The sequence below is a fragment of the Acidovorax sp. 99 genome, assembly GCF_003096455.1.
Lineage (GTDB): Bacteria > Pseudomonadota > Gammaproteobacteria > Burkholderiales > Burkholderiaceae_C > Acidovorax > Acidovorax delafieldii.
Genome location: NZ_QEKU01000001.1, coordinates 3,534,475 through 3,555,856 on the forward strand (window position 1 = coordinate 3,534,475; position 21,382 = coordinate 3,555,856).

Annotated in this window: 20 protein-coding genes and 1 pseudogene; 11 read left to right on the forward strand and 10 right to left on the reverse strand. The window is 66.0% G+C overall.

The window, feature by feature from the left end; genetic code table 11:
• Positions 1-7 precede the first annotated feature (7 nt).
• The 6 genes from C8C95_RS16380 (at position 8) to C8C95_RS16405 (ending at position 5,161) form a co-directional block, all read left to right on the forward strand.
• A complete protein-coding gene (locus C8C95_RS16380; RefSeq protein WP_116749267.1) occupies positions 8-259 on the forward strand; it encodes a hypothetical protein in 252 nt (83 codons plus the stop codon).
• 96 nt (positions 260-355) lie between these two features.
• The gene (locus tag C8C95_RS16385) at positions 356-1,498 is read left to right on the forward strand and encodes a hypothetical protein (protein WP_133246244.1); all 1,143 of its coding nucleotides are present in this window, start codon (positions 356-358) and stop codon (positions 1,496-1,498) included.
• Positions 1,499-1,506: 8 nt separating this feature from the next.
• Positions 1,507-2,826: a HupE/UreJ family protein gene (locus C8C95_RS16390; protein ID WP_165836552.1), complete on the forward strand. Its 1,320-nt coding sequence runs from the start codon at positions 1,507-1,509 to the stop codon at positions 2,824-2,826.
• 146 nt (positions 2,827-2,972) lie between these two features.
• A complete protein-coding gene (locus tag C8C95_RS16395) occupies positions 2,973-3,905 on the forward strand; it encodes a DUF3034 family protein (protein WP_116749270.1) in 933 nt (310 codons plus the stop codon).
• Positions 3,906-3,915: 10 nt separating this feature from the next.
• Positions 3,916-4,392, forward strand: a complete 477-nt coding sequence (locus tag C8C95_RS16400) for a group 1 truncated hemoglobin (protein ID WP_116749271.1) — start codon at positions 3,916-3,918, stop codon at positions 4,390-4,392.
• A 4-nt stretch (positions 4,393-4,396) separates the two neighbouring features.
• On the forward strand, positions 4,397-5,161 hold the full coding sequence (locus C8C95_RS16405; RefSeq protein ID WP_243415707.1) for a plastocyanin: 765 nt from the start codon (positions 4,397-4,399) through the stop codon (positions 5,159-5,161).
• A 134-nt stretch (positions 5,162-5,295) separates the two neighbouring features.
• Here C8C95_RS16405 and C8C95_RS16410 read toward each other — a convergent pair whose 3' ends face one another.
• From C8C95_RS16410 to C8C95_RS16445, 8 genes are all read right to left on the reverse strand, one after another.
• Complete coding sequence (locus tag C8C95_RS16410; protein ID WP_116749273.1) at positions 5,296-6,279, reverse strand: cytochrome c; 984 nt, start codon at positions 6,277-6,279, stop codon at positions 5,296-5,298.
• Between the two features lie 193 nt (positions 6,280-6,472).
• Positions 6,473-7,534, reverse strand: a complete 1,062-nt coding sequence (locus tag C8C95_RS16415) for an ABC transporter substrate-binding protein (protein WP_116749274.1) — start codon at positions 7,532-7,534, stop codon at positions 6,473-6,475.
• A 50-nt stretch (positions 7,535-7,584) separates the two neighbouring features.
• The gene (locus tag C8C95_RS16420) at positions 7,585-8,742 is read right to left on the reverse strand and encodes an FAD-dependent oxidoreductase (protein WP_116749275.1); all 1,158 of its coding nucleotides are present in this window, start codon (positions 8,740-8,742) and stop codon (positions 7,585-7,587) included.
• On the reverse strand, positions 8,739-10,139 hold the full coding sequence (locus C8C95_RS16425) for an NAD(P)/FAD-dependent oxidoreductase (RefSeq protein ID WP_116749276.1): 1,401 nt from the start codon (positions 10,137-10,139) through the stop codon (positions 8,739-8,741). Before C8C95_RS16425 ends, C8C95_RS16420 begins: the two co-directional genes overlap by 4 nt.
• Complete coding sequence (locus C8C95_RS16430; protein WP_243415708.1) at positions 10,136-10,432, reverse strand: (2Fe-2S)-binding protein; 297 nt, start codon at positions 10,430-10,432, stop codon at positions 10,136-10,138. Before C8C95_RS16430 ends, C8C95_RS16425 begins: the two co-directional genes overlap by 4 nt.
• Before the next feature lie 15 nt (positions 10,433-10,447).
• Complete coding sequence (locus C8C95_RS16435; protein WP_056061258.1) at positions 10,448-11,242, reverse strand: ABC transporter permease; 795 nt, start codon at positions 11,240-11,242, stop codon at positions 10,448-10,450.
• Positions 11,243-11,246: 4 nt separating this feature from the next.
• Positions 11,247-12,119 (reverse strand): ABC transporter permease, encoded by an 873-nt coding sequence (locus tag C8C95_RS16440; RefSeq protein WP_056061263.1) that lies wholly within the window; start codon positions 12,117-12,119, stop codon positions 11,247-11,249.
• The gene (locus C8C95_RS16445) at positions 12,116-13,225 is read right to left on the reverse strand and encodes an ABC transporter ATP-binding protein (RefSeq protein ID WP_116749278.1); all 1,110 of its coding nucleotides are present in this window, start codon (positions 13,223-13,225) and stop codon (positions 12,116-12,118) included. The genes C8C95_RS16440 and C8C95_RS16445 overlap by 4 nt, the downstream gene beginning before the upstream one ends.
• A 286-nt stretch (positions 13,226-13,511) precedes the next feature.
• Here C8C95_RS16445 and C8C95_RS16450 point away from each other — a divergent pair, with 286 nt between their 5' ends.
• A complete protein-coding gene (locus C8C95_RS16450; RefSeq protein ID WP_116749279.1) occupies positions 13,512-14,357 on the forward strand; it encodes an IclR family transcriptional regulator in 846 nt (281 codons plus the stop codon).
• Positions 14,358-14,448: 91 nt separating this feature from the next.
• On the opposite strand, the pseudogene C8C95_RS23865 reads toward C8C95_RS16450, so the two are convergent.
• Positions 14,449-14,541: pseudogene (locus tag C8C95_RS23865) on the reverse strand (integrase); the annotation flags it as partial.
• Between the two features lie 692 nt (positions 14,542-15,233).
• Entirely contained in the window at positions 15,234-16,145 is a 912-nt protein-coding gene (locus C8C95_RS16460; RefSeq protein ID WP_207780612.1) for a LysR family transcriptional regulator, read from the reverse strand.
• 259 nt (positions 16,146-16,404) lie between these two features.
• Here C8C95_RS16460 and C8C95_RS16465 point away from each other — a divergent pair, with 259 nt between their 5' ends.
• From C8C95_RS16465 to C8C95_RS16480, 4 genes are all read left to right on the forward strand, one after another.
• Positions 16,405-17,940 (forward strand): aldehyde dehydrogenase family protein, encoded by a 1,536-nt coding sequence (locus tag C8C95_RS16465; RefSeq protein ID WP_116749280.1) that lies wholly within the window; start codon positions 16,405-16,407, stop codon positions 17,938-17,940.
• 23 nt (positions 17,941-17,963) lie between these two features.
• Positions 17,964-19,160 carry an FAD-binding oxidoreductase gene (locus C8C95_RS16470; protein WP_116749281.1) on the forward strand — a complete coding sequence of 399 codons (1,197 nt, stop codon included), beginning with the start codon at positions 17,964-17,966 and terminating at the stop codon, positions 19,158-19,160.
• Positions 19,161-19,292: 132 nt separating this feature from the next.
• Positions 19,293-20,153, forward strand: coding sequence for an amino acid ABC transporter substrate-binding protein (locus C8C95_RS16475; RefSeq protein ID WP_243415780.1), 861 nt, complete (start codon positions 19,293-19,295; stop codon positions 20,151-20,153).
• Complete coding sequence (locus tag C8C95_RS16480) at positions 20,150-21,376, forward strand: pyridoxal phosphate-dependent aminotransferase (RefSeq protein WP_116749283.1); 1,227 nt, start codon at positions 20,150-20,152, stop codon at positions 21,374-21,376. Before C8C95_RS16475 ends, C8C95_RS16480 begins: the two co-directional genes overlap by 4 nt.
• Positions 21,377-21,382 lie beyond the last annotated feature (6 nt).

A 21,382-nucleotide genomic window follows, 5' to 3' on the forward strand; every position in this document is an offset into this window, starting at 1 on the left:
CCACACCATGCAAAAGAACCTTCGGATTCAGCACCTGGCCCTTACTTCGGTGGCGGCATTGGCCATCACCGGTTGCGGCGGGGGCGGTAGCGGCGACAACACGGCAGACCCTGGCAATGGGGGCCCCGTGATGGTGAATGCGTTCGCGTATGTGCAGCCCATTGTGGCCAGCGGCACATCGGACACCACTGAACCTCAGGCGGTGGACCAGCTGGTGCTGTCCAGCACCGAGGCAGAAGAGCCCGATTCGCGGCTCTGACCCTCGCGCGATGTCCTGGTTGCGCCCTGAAGGGGTGTGGCCAGGGCGTGCGTGGGTGATTGTGTCTCTTTCGATATCCGCTGTTGTCACGAGCCCATGAAGAAACCTCATCACTGTTTGTGCGTGGCCTTGTGCCTGGTGTTCTGGGCGGGCACGGCCCTGGCGGCCTTGCCGCAGGACTTGCCACCTGGCCTCAATGCCGATGTGGTCGAGCGTCTGCCCGAGCGTGTGAGCGCAGCCCCCGCCACGCCCCAGGCCGCTGCCGCCACGGCCCGGCGCTGGATCACGCTGTCACGCGAGACGGCGGACCCGCGTTACCTGGGCCGGGCACAGGCGGCCCTGGCTCGCTGGTGGGGCCAGGCGGACGCCCCGGCCGATCTGCTGGTGTTGCAGGCCACCGTAGAGCAAGGGCGCCATGAATTTTCAGCCGCGCGCGCCACGCTGGAGCGCGCCTTGCAAACCAACCCCGCACAGGTGCAGGGCTGGCTCACGCTGGCCACGCTGGAGCGTGTGGCCGCGCGCTATGAGGCCGCCGAGGCCGCCTGCCGCAACGTAGCCCGCTATGGTGCTGCGCTGTACGCCACCGCCTGCCTGCTCGAAACCCGTTCACTGCAAGGCCAGCACGATGCCGCACGCAATGGCTTCACCGCCCTGCGGCAGCAGGTTGCGGGGGATGCTGCCCAGCGGGCCTGGATCGGGTCGCTGCTGGCCGAGAGCGAAGAGCGCGCAGGGCGCGATGACGCTGCCGACGCGGCCTACCGCCGCAGCCTGGCCGATGCCCCCGACGGCTACACCGCGCTGGCCTATGCCGACCAGCTGTTGCGCCGCAATCGTGCGAGCGCCGCACTGGAGGTGCTCCGGCACCAGCCCGACAGCGACTCCGTGCTGCTGCGGCGCGCGCAGGCCCTGCGGCTGATGGGGGACGCCGCGTGGCAGCCCCTGGTGCGCGACCTGGAAGCGCGTTTTGCCGCCATCGCGGCGCGCGGTGAGGGGCTGGACGCCCACGCCCGGGAGCGTGCCTTGCTGGCGCTGTGGTTGCAGGGGCAACCCGCCGCCGCATGGAAGGCGGCCCGCACCAACCTTGCCCTGCAAAAAGAGCCCCTCGACTGGTGGCTTGCACTGCAGACCTCTGAGCAGTCGGGCGACGCTGCTGCCCACCAGGCCGTGCGGCAGGCCCTGCAGCAAGCAGGGCTGCAAGACCTGCGTCTGGCGCGCTGGCAGACCCGGGGAGCCCAATGATGCGCTGCATGCACTGGATAACGGGCCTCCTGCGCCCACACGGGCGTTCCCTGCGGGCCATGGTGGCTGTCGCGTTGACTGCCGCAGCACTGGCGCCCAGCGCGTGGGCCCACAAGGCCAGCGACGCCTATCTGCGGGTGACGGATGCGCTGGCACCCCAGGGCACTGCAGGGGCGGGCGCATCGATAGGCCTTGTGCTGTCGGTGGCCTTGAAGGATGTAGATGCCGCGCTGGAGCAGCTCGATGCCGATGGCGACCGCCAGCTCACATGGGGCGAGGTGCGGCAGTCCATGCCCGCCATCGTCCAGTGGGTGGGCCAGGGCATGTTGTGGCAGTGCGACGGAACGGCGACGGTGCCTGCCTGGCGCTTTGAAGCGTTGGAGCAGCGCACCGATGGGCGTTACGCGCGGCTGGCTGCCACGCTGCCCTGTGCGCCAGCCCAGGCGGTCACCCTGCGCTACGGCCTGATGCAGGGCATCGACCCCACACACCGCCTGCTGGTGGGCGGCGCGTTGAGCGGCCAGACGCTGGCAGCCGTGCTGGCCACTGACGGGCGCTCCGGCACCGACCTGCGCTCTGCAGGCAGCCGCGCCGGACAAGCGGGGCCAGACGGTGCAGAAGGTGCTCAAGGCACGGACGCAACAGTGCCCGGCGCCCCACGCGGCGGGGTGGCCACGCTGCTGCACTTTGTGACCGAAGGGGTGCACCACATCCTGTCTGGCTACGACCACCTGGCCTTTTTGCTGGCACTGTTGCTGCCCATCTCCCTGGCGCGGCCGCAGCCCCGCCACCGCGATCTGCCATTGCACACGGAGTCCGGCACAACACCGATCGCTGACACCCCGGCCTCCGGCGCCAGGGACCGCTTCGCCGGGATCAAGGCGCTCCTGCTCACGGTGACCTGTTTCACCGTGGGCCATTCCATCACGCTGGCACTGGCAGGCCTGGGCTGGGTCACCGTGTCGGGCAACTGGGTGGAGCCCGCCATTGCCATCAGCATCGGCATCTCGGCGTTGCTGAACCTGTTTCCCGTCCAAGGCCTGCGCAGTAGCTGGCTTGCTCTGGGCTTTGGTCTGGTGCACGGGCTGGGTTTTTCCGGGGTGCTGGTCGAAGCTGGCGTGGCGGGCGCTTCGCTGTTGTGGGCCCTGGCGGGGTTCAACCTAGGAGTCGAAGTGGGCCAACTGATGGTGGTCGCCCTGTGGTGCGCGGTCTCGACAGTGCTTGCGCGCAGGGTGTGGTACCGCTCGGTGGTGGTGCGTGGGGGCTCCGTCGCGTTGCTGGTGCTGTCGCTGTACTGGACCGTGCAGCGCCTTGCCTTCGCTGGCTGACGAGAACGGTGGCCAGTCCGTCGTGGGGGCCGGACCCTGATCAGGCGCTAAAGACCCTTTGCGGTACTCTGGATTCACATCTGGACGTCGCCCGTGTGCGTAATGACGCTGTCGTAGCAATTATTTACAAACACGAGGAGCGCCCCATGAAGAGTCCCCTTTCCATCGCCGTGCTGGCTGGCGTTGCGCTGGCCTGCAGTGCGGCCCAGGCCGATACCGGCAAGCTGCTGCTCACCGGTGGTGTCAGCACCATCGCCGGATCGGCGGGCGGCGGGCTGACCCCCTGGGCAGTGATTGGCAGCAACGCCACCGAGGGCGAGGTGGGTGTCAGCGCCTATGCCACCCGTGCTGCGACCCAGGATTACAGCCTGAACGGCTATGGCGTGGCCCTGGGGCTGCACGACCGCCTGGAGCTGTCGCTGGCGCGCCAGGACTTTGATGCCTCGCCCGCGATCGCGCTCAACGGCATTGCGCCGTTTGGCGTGACACCCGGCCAGCACATCAAGATGGACGTGCTCGGCATCAAGCTCAAGGTGGCGGGCGACGCGGTGCTCAACAGCGACAGCTGGATGCCCCAGATTGCGGTGGGGCTGGAGCACAAGCAGGTGCACCCGGGTTCCATCAGGTCGGTGCTGGACTTTCTGGGCACCAAAACCAGCGGCACCGATGTGTACGTGAGCGCCACCAAGCTGCTGCTGGCGCAAAGCGTGCTGGTCAACGGCACGCTGCGCTACACCAACGCCAACCAGAACGGCCTGCTGGGCTTTGGCTCGGCTGCACCGGGCAAGAACGGCCGCAGCCTGCAGCCCGAGTTCTCGGTGGCGTACCTCATCAACAAGAACCTGGCGGTGGGCGCCGAGTACCGCTTCAAGCCCAACAACCTGCAGGCCCTGGGCGCGGCGGCCGGCCTGGGCGCTGCGCTGCGCGAAGACGACTGGAAGGACATCTTCGTGGCCTGGGCGCCCAGCAAGAACGTATCGCTCACGCTGGCCTATGTGGACCTGGGCCGCATCGTGCCCGGCATCACCAACAACCGCCGCCAGACCGGCTATTACCTGTCGGCCCAAGTCGCCTTCTGAGGACATTGTCATGACGCACTCCAAAACCCTCATCGCCCTGGCCGTCTCCCTGGGCGGCTTGCTGGCTGCCCCGGCCTTTGCGCAGACTGCTGCGGCGCCGGTGGCGAACACTGCAGCCCCTGTAGCCCCTGCCGGCCTGTACCAGGCCCTGGGCGAAAAGCCTGGCATCACCCGTCTGGTGGACGATTTTGTGAACCGTGTGGTCAAGGACCCACGCATCGGCAGCCACTTCAAGGACACGAAACCAGCCGCCCTCAAGGAGAGCCTGACCGACCAGTTTTGCCAGCTGAGCGGGGGCCCTTGCAAATATGAAGGCGCTGACATGAAATCGGCCCATGCCGACATGGACATCAACAAGGGCCATTTCAACGCCCTGGTGGAGGTGCTGCAAAGCGCCATGGACGCCCAAGGCATACCGTTCGCTCAACAAAACCGCCTGCTGGCCTTGTTGGCGCCCATGCACCGCGATGTGATCACCAAACACTAAGACGATGAAAAATGCTATTTTTTTCATAGCTGCCAGCGCAATATTCACTAGCGCTTGGGCCGGAAATGTCCAAATCCAGGTGCTGGACCGCGACGGCAAGCCTGTGCCCGACGCCGTGGTGGTGGTGTACCCCAGCGCCACCACCGCTGCGGCCCCCAGCCTGCTGCAGCTCAGTCCCACCATTGAGCAGGAGCGCATGCGTTTTGTGCCTGCCGTCACCGTGGTGATGCCCGGCACCACCGTGCGTTTCACCAACCAGGACCGCTGGGATCACCATGTGCGCGGCAACCCTACAGGCGTAGCCGCTGCAGCGGCCCCTGCTGCGCCTAGTTCCAATTTTGAGTTGCGCCTGGCCGGCAAGGCCGACGGCAAGCCCGCCAACTTTGCGGACGTCAAACTCGACACCCCTGGCGTGGTGCTGCTGGGCTGCCACCTGCACGGTTCCATGCGCGGCCACGTGTTTGTGACCGATTCGGCCTGGACACTCAAGACCGACAACGATGGCATTGCCCGATTTGCCAGCGTGCCGGATGGCGCCGCACAGGTGCGCGTGTGGCACGCCGAGCAACTGGTGGACCTGCCGCGCAAGGCGCTGAATGTGGTGCCCGGCCCGGTGCTCGATACCGTGCAGCTCAGCGTGGTGCCACGGGTGCGCCGCGCACCGCCGCCTGCGCCCACCGGCCCTACCAACAGCCCCGGTGGGCCCATGGGGTCATACAGCCAGGCGCCCGTCTCGCCTCCCCACGCACATCAGCACCCTGGCAGCTGACCCGCCACCACAGCGGGTGGTCCAAGGGGGGCGGGTCAGCAGGGCAGCGCTTTTTTGGGGGCGCGGTCCTTCGCCCGCCTTTCGTCTGAGTGTCTGCGGGCGTCCCCCTGCGGGGCCGTTCACAGGCTCTCAGGTCAACCTGGCAGCTTGAGCCCGCCCGGCCCGGAGGGCACGGTGTTGGCGCTGCTCTTTTGGCTGCCGGCCGTTGCACTGCCCACGTCCTGCTTCACGCTGCCAGGGGGTGCGTTCAGGTACAGGTACAGCGCTTGCGCATCCACGTCGCTGAGTTGCCCGAGCGACTCGAAGGGCATCACCTGGATGGGTGTGCCGTCAGGCCGCTTGCCTGTGCGCAGCATGGCCACAAAGCTTGCGGCGTTGGGGTAGCGTGTCAGGGCACTGTCGGCACTGTGTGTGCCAGGGCGGATGTCTGCCGCCGCAGGCCAGTCAGGCGGGCCGCCGGGGATCTTGCCGCCCGACAGGTCGGCACCATGGCAGCCGATGCACATGTTGGCCACGTACTGGCCGTTGGCCAGCGTCACTCCGGCAGCCGTCGGCCGTGAGGGGGCCAGCTGGTGGTCAATGCGCGAGGCCGCGTCGGGAATCGCACCCAGCCCATACAGCACCCAGGCAGGGTGCGGCAGATCGATCACGGCCTGCGTGCCCTCCTTGGGGGGGAACTGGCGCACATACGACACCAGGGCGTTCAGGTCTTCGTTGGTGAAGCGGTTGTAGTCCTCGCTGGGCATGACCAGCACCGGGCGGCCATTGGGCTTGACGCCGTGGCGGATCACGCTGTTCCAGTCCTCGGGCTGGTAGCGCGCCACCACACCAGCCGGCGTGATGTTGGGCCCAGCGATGCGCGTGCCCTTGCCATCGTTGACGAACTCGCGGCCCGTGCCTTGTGCGCCATGGCAGTCGGTGCAGCCACGCGATGCATACAGATAGCGCCCGCGTTCGATGGTCTGCGCATCGGTGGTGTAGGCCACGGGGCGGGGTTTGATGTCGATGTAGCGGTTGCGTTTTTGCTCGGCCAGGTACAGGCCGCTGGCGGCGGTGGCGACAACGATCACGCCCAGCAGCAGCGCGCTGCCTGCGGTCCATTTGATCCAGCGTTTCATGGTGGTATCCCTCTTCTTCGAATGGTGGCGGACTGGCTGAACGAATCAGCATGCCCAGGCGCCGGATTCTGAAGTCGAAGAAGCGGTTTGTGGCACCCCACCACCGCAGGGTATGGCGGGGCCGGTGACATTTGTCACAAACGGCCCGCCAGTGTGAGCAGGTGTAGCCTGTTCACACGCGCTCCATATCCTCTCAGCGCTCGATGGTCTTGTTCCAGCGCGCGTTCCACGCAGGGCGGTTGGCGTTCACGCTGTCCCAGTCCAGTGTCACGGCGTTTTTCATCCACTGGCTGATCTGCGCGACCTGGGCGGCACCTTCACCCACGGCAGGCGCCTTGGGGTTGGTGGGAATCTGCGCGCCAAACTGCAGCACGTTGGCCTGTGCCAGCGGGCTCAGCAGAAACTCGGCCAGCTTTTGCGCCAGTTCGGGTTCGCTGTTCTTGGCGATCACGCATTGGCCGGTCATCAGCACCACCGAGCCCTCCTTGGGCTGTGCGTATTCCACCGGAATGCCCTTGGCCTTCAAGGCCGCCACACTGGTCGGCGTGAGCGGGAAGATCGCGGCTTCACCCGTCTGCACCATCTCCGAAATCTTGGCCGAGCTGGGGATGTATTCCAGCACGTTCGGGCCGATGGTCTTGGCCCAGTTGGTAAAGCCTGGCTCCACGTTCTTGTCGGTGCCGCCCTGGATGCGGTTGAACATCAAGAAGCCGTGCAGCCCGAACGACGACGACGGCATGGACTGGAACACCACCTTGCCCTTGTACTTGGGGTCGGCAAAGTCCATCCACGACGTAGGCGCGGCCCAGCCCTTTTCGGCAAACATCTTGGTGTTGTAGGCGATGCCGGTCATGCCCAGGCTCACGCCACTGGCCAGGTCGTCCTTGAAGCGGGCGGCGGGGTAGATGTCGTTCAGGTGCGGGTTGGGCTTTTGCTTTTCGCACAGGCCCATGCCCATGGCGCGCACCATGATGCCGTCGTCCAGAAACATCACGTGCATCTGCGGCTTGTCCTTGTTGGCCTGGGCCTTGGCCAGGATGTCCGAGGACGTGCCAGGCACCACCACCACCTTCACGCCATGCAGCTTCTCGAACGCCGGGAACACGTACTGCGTGTACGCCTTCTCCATGGTGCCGCCATTCATGCCGATGTACAGCGTTTTGGTCTGCGCGGTGGCGGTGTCTGCGGCGGCCACGGCGGTCAGTGCAGCGGCCGTCACAAGGGCGCGGCTGGCAAAGCGGGGGGAGAAGGTCATGGTGGTTTCCTTTCTGGTGGGGAGGGGAGTTTTGTCGGTGGCAGACGGGGTCAGTGGGCAGCGGCAGTGCTGGCCACGTCAGCCACCGTCGTTGGGAGAAATCGCTCAATCGCAAAGGCATCAATCGGCGTGGTGCTGCGGCCATCGCGTGCCAGCTCGGCCAGCACCTCGCCCACGCCGGGGCCAATCTGAAAGCCCGCACCGGCAAAGCCAAAGCCATGGATCAGGCCGGGCGTGGTGTGGCTCTTGCCCAGCACCGGCTGGCGGTCAGGCAGATAGCCTTCGGTGCCGCTCCAGGTGCGAATGAAGTGCGCGTTCTTGAGGGCGGGCAGCAGCTCCACCGCCTGCACTGCCAGGGTAGCGATGGCGCTGCGCTCGGAGCGGGCGCGGTCGGCATCCAGCGCCACACCTGCGCCGCCGCCCAGCACCAGATTGCCGCGCGCCACCTGTCGGCAGTAGATGCCGCCGCCTTCCACACCCAGGCTCCAGTGCATGAAAAAGGGCAGGGGCTCGGTCACGGCCATGGCCGGATGGCCGGAGTGAATGGGCACGGCCTCGCCAAACTGCGCGGCCAGCGCACCGGCCCAGGCACCAGCGCAGTTGATGAGCACGGGCGCACGCACGGCCACGGTGGTGCCGGAGCGCACGGTGAACAGCTGCCCGTCGTGCTCCACCGAGGTCATTGGTGTGCGCTCCAGAATCTGCGCGCCCGCGCGCTTGGCCGCCAGCGCAAACGCGGGCGACACCAGGCGCGGGTTGGCCTGGCCGTCGTCGGGGCACAGCGAGCCACCCACGGCACGCCCGCCCAGCCAAGGGCAGCGCTCGCGCAGCGTGGTGCCCGAGATGAGCTGGATGCCCAGGTCAAAGTCGCGGCTCAAGTGGGCATAGGCTTCCAGCGAAGCCATGTCCGCCTCGCTGCGCCCGATCTTGAAGTGCCCGCTGCGCTGGTATTCGCCATCGGTGCCAATCAGCGTGGGCAGGTTGGCCCACACCTGGTGGGCGCGCTGCGCCAGGGGCAGTTGGCTCACAGGCCGGCCCTGGCGGCGCACGCCGCCATAGTTCACGCCGCTGGAGCGCGAGCCGCACAGGTCGCGCTCCAGCAGCACCACCGCCACACCTTTGCGGCGCAGTGCCAGCGCGGCCGATGCGCCCATGATGCCGCCGCCCACAATGGCGACGTCGGTGTCAATCGTTGGGGTTGCGGTCATGCGCGTGCCTCCGCCTGGGCTTGCAGGTGGATGGGGATGGGCTTGATCGGCGCCTGTCCGCGCAGCCGTCCTACCGTGTCAATCGGCTTGCCTGTGGCCTGGGCCAGGATTTCTGCAGCGGCCACACCGCACATGCGGCCCTGGCAGCGGCCCATGCCCACGCGGGTCAGGGCTTTAAGACGGTTCATCTCGTCTGCGCCCGCATCGCGGGCACAGGCGCGCAGCTCACCGGCCGTGATGTTCTCGCAGCGGCACACCACCAGCGCGTCGGGCGCGTGGGCCGCCCAGTTGGTGGGGAAGGGGAAGGCGCGCTCCAGCCCTTGGCGGAATGGCATCAAGCCCGTGAGCTTGCGTTCCAGCTCCGCCGCGCGTGCAGTGTCCACCTTCACGCCATGGTCTGCCAGCAGCGCCAGCGCAGCGCGCTCACCCGCCCATTCGGCCGCATCGGCGCCCATGATGCCCGCGCCATCCCCCGCCAGGTACACGCCGGCCACGCTGGTGCGGCCTGCTGTGTCGCGCTCAGGCAGGTGGGCGTGGTGCATCGGGGCCCAGGCAAAGCGGCAGCCCAGCAGGTCTGCCAGTTGGGTTTCGGACCGCAGTGCGTAGCCAAAGCCCACGGCATCGCACTGCACGGTGTGCTCGTTCTGGCCGTCGGTCCACACCACGGCATTGACCCGTGTTTCGCCCTCCACGCGAACAGGCCGCACGCCGGTGTGCACCGCCACGCCGTGCGCGCGCAGCCCGCCCACGTAGTACATCCCTTTGGCCAGCACGGCGGGCTGCGTCAGCATGCCGGGCAGGGCGGCCAGCTGGTCGGCAAAGCGGGCGGTGTCCAGCACTGCAGCCACCTTCACGCCCGCCTTGGCGCCTGCCTTGGCATATTGGTACGCCACCAGATACAGCAGCGGCCCGGTGCCCATCAGCACCACGTTGCGGCCGATGGTGCAGCCCTGGAACTTGAGCGCCACCTGCGCTCCCCCCAGCGTGTACACGCCGGGCAGCGTCCAGCCTGGCATGGGCAGCACGCGGTCGGTGGCGCCGCTGGCCACGATGAGCTGGCCGTAGGGCACCGTGCGCGTGGTTTGCGTAGGGCCATGCAGCACATCGAGCATGCCGCCTTGGGCGTTCCACACTAGGCTGTCGGGTTGGTAGTCGATGTGCGCGCTCAGCCCATCAAAGGTGCTGTGCAGCGCCATGGCGCGTGATGCTTCGGTGCCGTACAGCGTTTCTGGGCTGCGGGCAAAGTGGGCGGGCGGGCGGCGGTAGATCTGCCCGCCGCCGCGTGCGGCCTCGTCAATCACCACGGGCCGCACGCCATGCGCCACCAGGGTTTGCGCCGCACGGATGCCCGCAGGGCCTGCGCCCACGATCACGGGTTGCAAGGTGGGGGTGGTCATTCGGCCCCTCCCGTAGTCAGCTGCATGCCCGTCTGGATGAAGGTGGCGCAAGACCGTAGGCGTTCGCCGGTAGCCGTCATCACCCAGCAGTCCTGGCACGCGCCCATCAGGCAAAAGCCTGCACGCGGCTCGTGGCTGAACTCGTTGCGGCGCAACTGGGCGCGGTGGGTGAGGATGGCGGTCAGCACCGTGTCGCCTTCGAGCGCAGCGGCGGGTTCGCCATCGAGCACGAAGGGCACGGGCGCGCGGTCTTTTTCGGCCACGCGGTGGAGCAGGGCTGTGTTCACAGTCATGGAAGTCGTGCCCATTTATTTGCGCCCTACGAGCACGCGGTCCAGGCCGTACACCCGGTCGAGAATCACCATCGCGCAGGCCGTCAGGGCCACCATCAGTGCCGACACCGCAGCCATCAGCGGGTCAATCGACTCGGTGGCGTACATGTACATGCGCACCGGCAGCGTCACCGTGCTGGGCGAGGTGACAAAGATCGACATGGTCACTTCGTCAAAGCTGTTGATGAAGGCCAGCATCCACCCGCCCGTCACGCCGGGCAGGATCATCGGCAGCGTGATGCGCGTGAACACCGTGGCCTGGCTCGCGCCCAGCGACAGGGCCGCGTGCTCGGCACTGCGGTCAAAGCCCACCAGCGCCGCCACCACCAGCCGCAGCGTGTAGGGCGTGACGATGAGCGCGTGCGCAAACACCAGCCAGCCAAAGCTGCCTGTGCCGCCCAGCAGCGCAAACAGGCGCAGCAGGGCCACGCCCAGCACCAGGTGCGGAATGATCAGTGGCGAGAGGAACAAGCCATTCAAAAAGCCGCGCCCCGCAAATTCGTAGCGCGTGATGGCAATGCCCGCAGGCACGGCCAGCACCGTGGCCAGCGTGGCCGATGCCAGCGCCAGCCACAGACTGTTCCAGAACGACTGCACAAAGTCCGAATGTTCGAACACCGCCTTGAACCAGCGCAGCGAGAACTCGGTGGTGGGCAGCGTCAGCGTGTTGTGCGGCGTGAACGCCACGATGCACACCACCAGCAAGGGGGCGAGCATGAAGGTGATGACCAGCGCGTTGAACGCGAGGGCTAAAGGTCCGTTCTTCTGCATAGTTTCAGCCCAGCGCTTTCTTGTAGCGGCCTTCAACCAAGCGGTTGTAGCTCAGCATGACCACGAGGTTGGCCACCAGCAGCGTCAGCGCAATGGCGGCGCCCAGGGGCCAGTTCAGCTCGTGCAGGTACTCGTCGTACACCACCGTGGCCACCATCTTCAGCCGCCGCCCGCCCAGCAGGCCGGGGATGGCAAACGAGCTGGCCGCCAGGCCGAATACGATGAGGCTGCCGGACAGGATGCCAGGCAGCACCTGCGGCAACACAATGCGCCGCAGCGTGGTGAAGGGCGAGGCCTGCAGCGACAGCGCGGCGTTTTCGACACCGGGGTCCAGCTTCTGCAGCGAGGTCCACACGGGGATCACCATGAAGGGCAGCATCACATGCACCAGGGCGATGACCACCGCGATCTCGGTGTAGAGCATCTTCACCGGGCCGATGCCAACGAGTTGCAGCGCGCCATTCACCAGCCCCTCGGGGCCCAGCAGCATGCTCCAGCCGAAAGCTCGCACCACCACCGACACCAGCAGCGGCGCGAGCACCACCAGCAGCAGGATGGAGCGCCACGGGTTGCCCATGCGGCTCAGGATGTAGGCCTCGGGTGCGCCAATCAGCACGCAGATCAGAGTGACCAGCCCCGCGATCCAGAACGTGCGCCAGAAGATGGTGTGGTAATACGAATCGGTGAACACATGGGCGTAATGCTCCAGCGTGAACTCACCCGCCTTCACCCCGGTGGCCGGGTCGAACGCGTTGAACGACAGCACGGCCGTGAGTGCCAGCGGCACCAGCAGCAGCACCGTGAACAGCACCAGCGCCGGGCCGGACAGCCACCAGGGCGCAGCCTTTTTGTGCAGCAAGGTGGTGGCCAGGCTCATGGCGCCACCTCGGCGGCGGTGTCTTCGGCCTCCAGCTCGGCCAGGGCAGTTTCATCGGCGGGCAGCAGGCGCATGCAGTGGTCGGGCCAGTCCACGCCAGTGCGCTCGCCCTCGGCCAGCGCAGCGCGGCCGTCGTTGGGCGCCAGCACCATCAGGTCGCCCACGGGGGTGCCCACACGGTACAGCCACTGGCTGCCCAGGAAGAACCGCTCGCACACCTGGCCATCCATCCGGCCCTGCACGGCGGGCACCAGTTGCACTTTTTCAGGCCGCACGCTCAGCAGCACGGCGGCGCCGGGGCGGTAGCGGGCACCGTCCACCTCCATCGTGAGGGCGCCCACCTTCACCTGCGTGTGCGTGCCATTGGCATGCGTTACCTGGCCGGGCAGCAGGTTGGCCTTGCCCACAAAGGTGGAGATGAAGCGCGTGCGCGGGTGCTCGTACACGCGGTGCGGGTGGTCGATCTGCGTGGCGCGGCCGGCCTCCATCACCACCACGCGGTCGCTGATGGACATGGCCTCGCTCTGGTCGTGCGTGACCATGATGGTGGTGGTGCCCACCTTGCGCTGAATCTGCCGCAGCTCAAACTGCATCTCCTCACGCAGCTTGGCGTCGAGGTTGGACAGGGGCTCGTCCAGCAGCAGCACGGGCGGCTCGATCACCAGCGCACGTGCCAGTGCCACCCGCTGGCGCTGGCCGCCCGACAGCTCGCGCGGGTAGCGCGTGGCGTGCTGCTCCAGATGCACCAGCGCCAGGGCCTGGGCCACGCGCTCGGCGCGTTCGGCCTTGGGCACCTTGCGCATCTCCAGCCCAAAGCTCACGTTGGCCGCCACCGTCATGTGCGGGAACAGCGCATAGCTCTGGAACACAATGCCCAGCCCGCGCGTGTTGGCCTTGGCGTGGGTGATGTCCTTGCCATCGAGCTCGATGCGCCCGCTGGTCACCGGCTCGAACCCCGCCACCATCTGCAGCGTGGTCGTCTTGCCGCAGCCCGACGGGCCCAGCAACGACACAAATTCACCCTTTTGCACCGTGAGGTTCATGGACTGCACCGCGCAGGTGCTGCCATAGAACTTGGTCACATCCGTGAGCTTGAGAAACGACATGGCGAAAGCCTTTCCGGTGGTGGCATCGCACGGTTTGCCTGGGGGGCTGTGCGTGTCACCTGCTGTGGAGTTGCATGGATGGGCTGCGGGCCTTCGGTGTGCTTGCACCGGGGTGGTGCAAGTGCCGCACAAAGGCTGGAACAGCCGCTCGATTCAATTGAATCTATTGCAATAAACAAACCAGAATGCTTCGGGTATTCCATTAATCAGAATTTTTATTGAATTTATTCCGTTCAATGAAATATGATGCCTTCAGTTTGATCAACGAATTCCACAGGAGCGAGGTATGGAAGCCGCATCCACCGCCACCGGCGGCGTACCCCGGGTGTTTGCCGTCATCCGGGCCCTGTCGGCCGTGCAGGCCGAGGGCGGGCGAGTCACCCAATTGGCGCGTGCCGTGGGCCTCACGCAAGGCACCACGCACCGTTTGCTGCAATCGCTGGTGGCAGAGGGCATGGTCGAGCAGGACGAGCGCAGCAAGCTCTACCGCCTGAGCATGGACTTCTTCGCCCTGGCTGCCAAAGCGGGCAACCCCGGCGACCTGCGCAGCCTGTGCCGCCCCGCGCTGCTGCGCCTGTGCGCCAGCCTGGGTGACAGCATCTTTCTCTTGGTGCGCAGCGGGTTCGATGCCGTGTGTCTGGACCGCAGCGAGGGCCCGTTTCCCATCCGCTCCTTCACCGGCGACATCGGCGGCCGCGTGGCCCTGGGCGTGGGGCAGGGCGCGCTGGCCATCCTGGCCTTCTTGCCTGAGGCCGAGCGCGAAGAGGTCATCCGCTTCAACCTGTCGCGTGTGCGCGAGTACGGCGTGTTTGACGAGGTCTATCTGCGCACCGAAATCGAGCGTGTGCGCCAGCTGGGTTATGCGGGGCGCAATACCGGGTTGTTGGAAGGCATGGCCGGTGTGGCCGTACCCATACTGGACCGCGAAGGTCGCGCCGTCGCTGCATTGAGCGTGGGCACTATCTCCGCGCGCTTGAACGATGACCGTCTGCCGACCGTCGTGGAGTTGCTCAAACGCGAGGCGGCCGCGATCGGGCCGAAGATCAATCCGTTTGATGCCACGTTGAGACGGCCGGCGCAGAGCCTGGGGGGTGGGGCGCAGGGGTTAGCGATTGGGGTGGCGGGGGAGTAGGGCGGGCAGTTTTGGACCCAAAGCAGTCGGCCAGTTCACCGCTACAAACCCGTCATCTGACGATGACCAGCCCCATGGCGTGGCCTAGCCCCGTGCGCAGGCTATAGTGTTTGTAACGAATTCGCTCACGGACTTGATCCAGCAAACGTGCGGCGCGCAACACAGGAGGGGCGGCGGGTTTCATGGTCAAATTTAGTACTGTATTTGTATACAAAAACGTACCGCGCAGCTAGCCTACAAGCCCCTTGCGGCGCTTTTCGCGTACCGATTTAGACCGCAGGCGCCAGATATGGCCTGCGGCTTGGTGCGGTCTACATTACGTTAGGCCGCGAATTCAAATCCCTATGATCCCGAACTTCTTCACGAATCTCAGCGTACGACTCCATCCGTTTCGTCGAGCTCTTATTGCCGGGTTACTTTTCGTTATATCGGCAATTTTTGCCTTCGTATTTCTTCTTGTAGTTCCTGGGCGAGTGGCGCTTCCGACGCTCATGCTTATCGCAGTGCCACTTCTCGTCATTCTGTGGGCCAGTATTTGTTGCGCATCCTGGTTCCATCCCGAGCACGGAAGACTTTCAATAAATCGCTTTTCAGGTCGCAAGCAACCTGCAGCGGTGCAATCGTTCGCGCGCTGGTACGCGGCGACGTTCTTGGTCATCTTTGTGCTTGCTGGCGTCCTTGGGCCGCTAGCCCTTTTCCGGTAACTGAGGTGTCGAATGTCTGCTGATTGATTCCATCAGCGACCGCTCTTGGTCGATAGCTGGCGTACAGATGCACCTACTTCAATTTTGATAGCTGGTAGCGCTTATTCAAAAATCGCTAGAGGTGCCTTTCGCCTGTTTTTTCGCGATGCAAAGTAATCGGCAACCTACGTCCTCACTCGTGCTTCTGCCCCGCGCATTCCCCCACCACCCAATCCCTGAACGCCTTCACCAGCGGCGTCTGCGCCCGCGCCTCTGGGTACACCAAGTAATACGCATCGGTGCTGGTCAGCACCTGGTTTGACAGCTCCACCAGGCTCCCTGCCGCCAGCTCCTGCTCAATCAAAAAGCGCGGCAGCAGGGCCGCTCCCAGGTGCGAGACCGCAGCCTGCGCGATCATGGCGAAGTGCTCGGACTGGGGGCCTCGCAGGGCCAGGGCCGTGGGGGCGCCCACCAGCTCAAACCATTCAGCCCATTGCGTGGGGCGGGTGCTTTGCTGCAGCAGCACCACGCGGGTCAAATCCTGCGGGGTGTGGATGCCGTGGCGGTCGCGGTAGGTAGGGCTGCACACGGGCACGGTTTCTTCGTGCATCAGGTATTCGCACACAGCGCCCGCCCAGTGCGGGGTGCCGAAGTGGATGGCCGCGTCGAACGGTGTGCCCGCAAAGTCAAACGGCTCGGTGCGGGCCGAGAAGTTGACCAGGGCCTCAGGGTGCAGCGCCATGAAGCCGCCCAGGCGCGGTATGAGCCAGCGCGTGCCCAGCGTGGGCAGCACGGCCAGGTTGAGCAGGCCATCGGTGCTGGAAAACGCCATGGCCTTTTGTGTGCTGGCCGACAGCTGTTGCAGCACGTTTTGCACGTCGGCCGCGTAGACGCGGCCCGCGTCGGTCAGCACCACACGCTGGCGTACGCGGTGAAAGAGTGCGGTGCCGATCTGCTCTTCCAACTGGCGGATCTGGCGCGACACCGCGCTCTGCGTGAGGTGCAGCTCCTCGGCCGCGCGCGACACGCTCTGGTGGCGGGCGGCGGCCTCAAAGGCCAGCAGGTCGGCGGTGGAGGGCAGGAAGGTGCGGCGCAGCAGAGTCATGTGGGGTGATGGCGTGGATCATGCGCAGGGGGAATGAGCGGCTCTGTCACGTTGTGCATGGTTTTCGGCTGTAGCGCTAGTGCATCAAGCGCTGGTAGCTCTGCAATTTTCAGGCACTTCATGCTGATTTGTGATCAAGTAGTTCCATTTTTTTGCTATCCAGCACGGCACGATTGGCGGATATTGGCGCATTGATCACGTGCTTTCTCCCACGCCGCTTCCTTCTATCCGCCCCCCATTCACTTTTGCGAGCCTCGCCATGTCTGCAACCCCTGCCGCCACACCCCTTGTGTCCGAAGTCGATCAACTGCTGCAACGCCTGGGCGTGCCCCGCGCCGCCTACACGGGCGGCACACTGGCTGCACGCTCGCCCATCACGGGCGAGGTGCTGGCCCAGGTGCCGCAGCAAAGCGCGGCCGATGCCACGGCCGCCATCGGTCGCGCGCATGTGGCTTTCCAGGCTTGGCGCAATGTGCCCGCACCGCGCCGGGGCGAGTTGGTGCGCCTGCTGGGGGAAGAGCTGCGCGCCGCCAAGGCGGACCTGGGCCTGCTGGTGACCATCGAGGCGGGCAAGATCCCGTCCGAAGGCCTGGGCGAGGTGCAGGAGATGATCGACATCTGCGACTTTGCCGTGGGCCTGTCGCGCCAGCTGTACGGCCTGACGATTGCCACCGAGCGCCCCGGCCACCGCATGATGGAAACCTGGCACCCGCTGGGTGTGTGCGGCGTCATCTCTGCCTTCAACTTCCCGGTGGCCGTGTGGTCGTGGAACGCCGCGCTGGCACTGGTGTGCGGTGATTCGGTGGTGTGGAAGCCTTCGGAAAAGACGCCACTCACCGCCCTGGCCACGCACGCCATCGCACAGCGTGCCATTGCACGCTTTGGCGCCGACGCACCCGAAGGCCTGCTGGAGCTGATCGTGGGCCAGCGCGACATTGGCGAGGTGCTGGTGGACGACGCCCGCGTGCCCGTGCTGTCGGCCACCGGTTCCACCGCCATGGGCCGCGCCGTGGGCCCGCGCCTGGCAGCGCGGTTTGCGCGCGGCATCCTGGAGCTGGGCGGCAACAACGCGGCCATCGTGGCGCCCACGGCCGACCTGAACCTGGCCCTGCGTGGCATTGCATTTGCCGCCATGGGTACGGCGGGCCAGCGCTGCACCACGCTGCGCCGCCTGTTTGTGCACGAAAGCATTTACGACCAGCTGGTGCCCCAGCTCGCCAAGGTGTACGCCAACGTGCAGGTGGGCAACCCGCGCACCGCTGGCACGCTGGTGGGCCCGCTGATCGACCGCATGGCCTTTGACGGCATGCAAAAGGCGCTGGAGCAAAGCCGCGCACTGGGCGCTACGGTGCACGGCGGCGGCCGTGTGGAGGGCGTTGGCGGTGCGGATGCGTACTACGTGCGCCCCGCGCTGGTGGAGCTGCAAAAGCACGAAGGCCCCGCGCTGCACGAAACCTTTGCGCCCATCCTGTACGTTGTGCGGTACAGCAGCATCGACGAAGCCATTGCCATGAACAACGCCGTGGGCGCGGGCCTGTCGTCGTCCATCTTCACGCTCAATGTGCGCGAGGCCGAGCAGTTCATGTCAGCCGCCGGTTCGGACTGTGGCATCGCCAATGTCAACATCGGCCCCAGCGGCGCCGAGATTGGCGGAGCGTTTGGCGGCGAGAAGGAAACCGGCGGTGGCCGCGAGGCGGGATCGGACAGCTGGAAGGCCTACATGCGCCGGGCGACGAACACCATCAACTACTCCACCGCTTTGCCGCTGGCGCAGGGCGTGACGTTTGACGTGTAAGCCACGCGCTGCTGGCCCCGTTCATGTCCATCGCTAAGGCTTCACACCCCATCGTCATCATTGGCGGTGGTGTCATCGGCAGTGCCATTGCGTACTTCCTCACGCTGCAGCAACCGGGCTGCGAGGTGGTGGTGGTCGAGCGCGATCCGACGTACGCGCGTGCATCGTCCGCGCTGTCGGCCAGCTCGATCCGCCAGCAGTTTTCTACCGACATCAACATCCAGATCTCGGCGTTTGGCATCGGCTTCTTGCGCAACGTCGGCACGCTGTTGGCGTGCAACGGCGATGTGCCCGACATTGGTCTGCACGAAGGCGGCTATCTGTACCTGGCCACCCAGGCGGGCGAGGCCACGCTGCGCGAAAACCATGCACTGCAGAAGCAGCATGGCGCCGATGTGGCGCTGCTGAGTCCGCAGCAACTGGCCGAGCGCTTTCCGTGGCTGGCGTTGCAGGATGTGGTGCTGGGCTCACTGGGCCTGTCGGGCGAAGGCTGGTTCGATGGCTACCTGCTGCTCACGGCCTTGCGAAAAAAAGCGCAAAGCCAAGGTGTGCGCTACGTGGCCGATGAGGCCGTGGGGCTGGATACGGCGGCCAGCGATGGCGTGCTGCACGTGAACGCGGTGCGCCTGCAAAGCGGCACCGTGCTGCTATGCCGCTATGCCGTGAATGCCGGTGGCCCTTGGGCTGCAGCGATTGCAGGCTGGGCGGGCATCGATCTGCCCGTGGTGGGCAAGCGCCGGACGGTGTTCAACCTGGCCAGCCCCGCCACGCTGCCGGGCTGCCCGCTGCTGATCGACACCAGCGGAATCTGGCTGCGGCCCGAGGGCCAAGGCTTTATCTGCGGCTTTGCGCCGGATGCGGACAACGACGCCGACTTTGCCCCGCTGGAGCCCGAGTACGCCGCGTTCGAAGAGCACATCTGGCCCACGCTGGCCGAGCGCATCCCCGGCTTCGAGGCGCTGCGCATGCAGGGCGCCTGGGCGGGCTACTACGAGATGAACACCTTCGACCACAACGCCATCGTGGGCCTGCACCCGGCGTGCGACAACCTGGTGTTTGCCAACGGCTTTTCGGGCCATGGGCTGCAGCAGTGCCCGGCTGTGGGCCGGGGCGTGGCCGAGCTGTTGCTCACGGGCAGCTACCAAAGCCTAGACCTCTCGCCACTGTCCATTGAACGCATTGCGCGCAACGCGCCGCTGCTCGAAAAGAACGTGATTTGAGCGTCACCCGGCCGCCCGATTTCTCTCTCACCAATTCATCCACCTGCCAACCACAACACACACGGAGACAACGACATGGCAATTTCCCGCAAGACCTTTACGGCGATCGCTGCAGGCCTGGCCCTGGCCTGCATGGTCACCGCCACCGCACAGGCGCAGACGGTCACCCAGCCCACGCTGGAGAAGATCAAGACCAGCGGCAAGGCCGTGCTGGGCGTGCGCGAGACCTCGCCGCCCATGGCCTACGCGCTGGGCGCCAACGAAAAATACGTGGGCTACCACGTCGAGCTGTGCGAGCGCGTGCTCAAGGAGATCGCGCCCGACGCCAAGCTCGAATACATGGCCGTGACGGCGCAGAACACGCTGCCCCTGGTGCAAAACGGCACGTTGGATATCGGCTGCGGCCCCACCACCAACAACACCGCGCGCCAGCAGCAGGTGGCCTTTGCGCTGACCACCTATGTGAGCGAAGTGCGCATGGCAGTGCGCAAGGATTCGGACCTGAAGTCCATCAGCCAGCTCGCAGGCCGCACCATTGCCGCATCCACCGGCACCACCGCCGTGCAACTGCTGCGCAAGCAAGAACGCGCGCTGGGCGGCGCCCCGATCAAGACCGTGCTGGGCAAGGACCACCACGAGAGCTTCTTGCTGCTGGAGACCGGCCGTGCCGATGCCTTTGTGCTCGACGACAACCTGCTGGCCGGGATGATCGCCAACTCCAAAGACCCCTCGGCCTACCGCATCGTGGGCGAGCCCTTGGGCGCCGAGCCCATTGCACTGCTGTTCCGCAAGGACGACCCGACCTTCAAGGCTGCGGTGGATGGTGTGCTGACCAAGCTGATGCAAAGCGGTGAGATGGAAAAGATCTACACCAAGTGGTTTGTGAACCCCATTCCGCCCAAGAACATGAGCCTGAACCTGCCGCTGGGTACCACGCTGCGCCAGCTGTTCACCACCCCCAACGACAAGCCCCTGGAGACTTACCAGCAATGAATGCTGCCATCCCCGCCACGGCCTTCCGCGCGGCCGACCGCCTCGGCGCCATCGGCGTCTCGGAAATCGTGCGCCTGACGCAAGAGGCCAACCAGCTCAAGCGCCAGGGCCAGCCCGTGATCGTGCTGGGCCTGGGCGAGCCCGACTTCGATACGCCGGCCCACATCCTGGAGGCCGCGCAGCAGGCCATGGCGCGGGGGGAGACGCACTACACGGTGCTGGACGGCACGGCCGAGCTGAAAGCCGCCATCCAGCACAAGTTCAAGCACGACAACGGGCTGGACTTTCAGCTCAACGAGATCACCGCAGGCGCGGGTGCCAAGCAGATCCTCTACAACGCGCTGATGGCCTCGGTGAACCCTGGCGACGAGGTGATCCTGCCCGCGCCGTACTGGACGTCATACGCCGACATGGTGCTGATTGCAGGCGGTGTACCCGTGGTCGTGCCCTGCACCGAGGCCAACGGCTTTCGTATCACGCCCGAGCAGCTGGAGGCCGCCATCACGCCGCGTACGCGCTGGGTGTTCATCAACTCGCCCTCCAACCCCAGCGGGGCCGCCTACAGTGCCGAGCAGCTGCTGCCCCTGCTGGAAGTGGTGGAGCGCCACCCGCAGGTGTGGCTGCTGGCGGACGACATCTACGAACACATCCTGTACGACGGCCGCGCTTTTGCCACGCCCGCTGCTGTGTTGCCGTCACTGCGCGATCGCACGCTGACGGTGAACGGTGTCTCCAAAGCCTATGCCATGACCGGCTGGCGCGTCGGCTATGGCGCAGGGCCCAAGGCGCTGATTGCCGCCATGGCCGTGGTGCAGAGCCAGGCCACGTCCTGCCCCTCGTCCATCAGCCAGGCGGCGGCCGTGGCGGCGCTCACGGGGCCGCAAGACGTGGTGCGCGAGCGCTGCCAAGCGTTCCAGGAACGGCGCGATCTGGTGGTGGCCGCACTCAATGCTTCGCCCGGCCTGCGCTGCCGTTTGCCCGAGGGCGCGTTCTACACCTTTGCCAGCTGCGAAGGTGTGCTGGGTCGCACCACGCCGGGCGGCATGCTGCTGCGCACCGATGCCGACTTTTGTGCGTACCTGCTGCGCGAGCACCATGTCGCGGTTGTGCCCGGTGGTGTGCTGGGGTTGGCGCCATACTTCCGCATCTCTTACGCAGCCTCTACCGCTGATTTGCAAGAAGCCTGCGCGCGCATCCAGCGCGCCTGCCAGGCCCTGTTCTGAATTTCT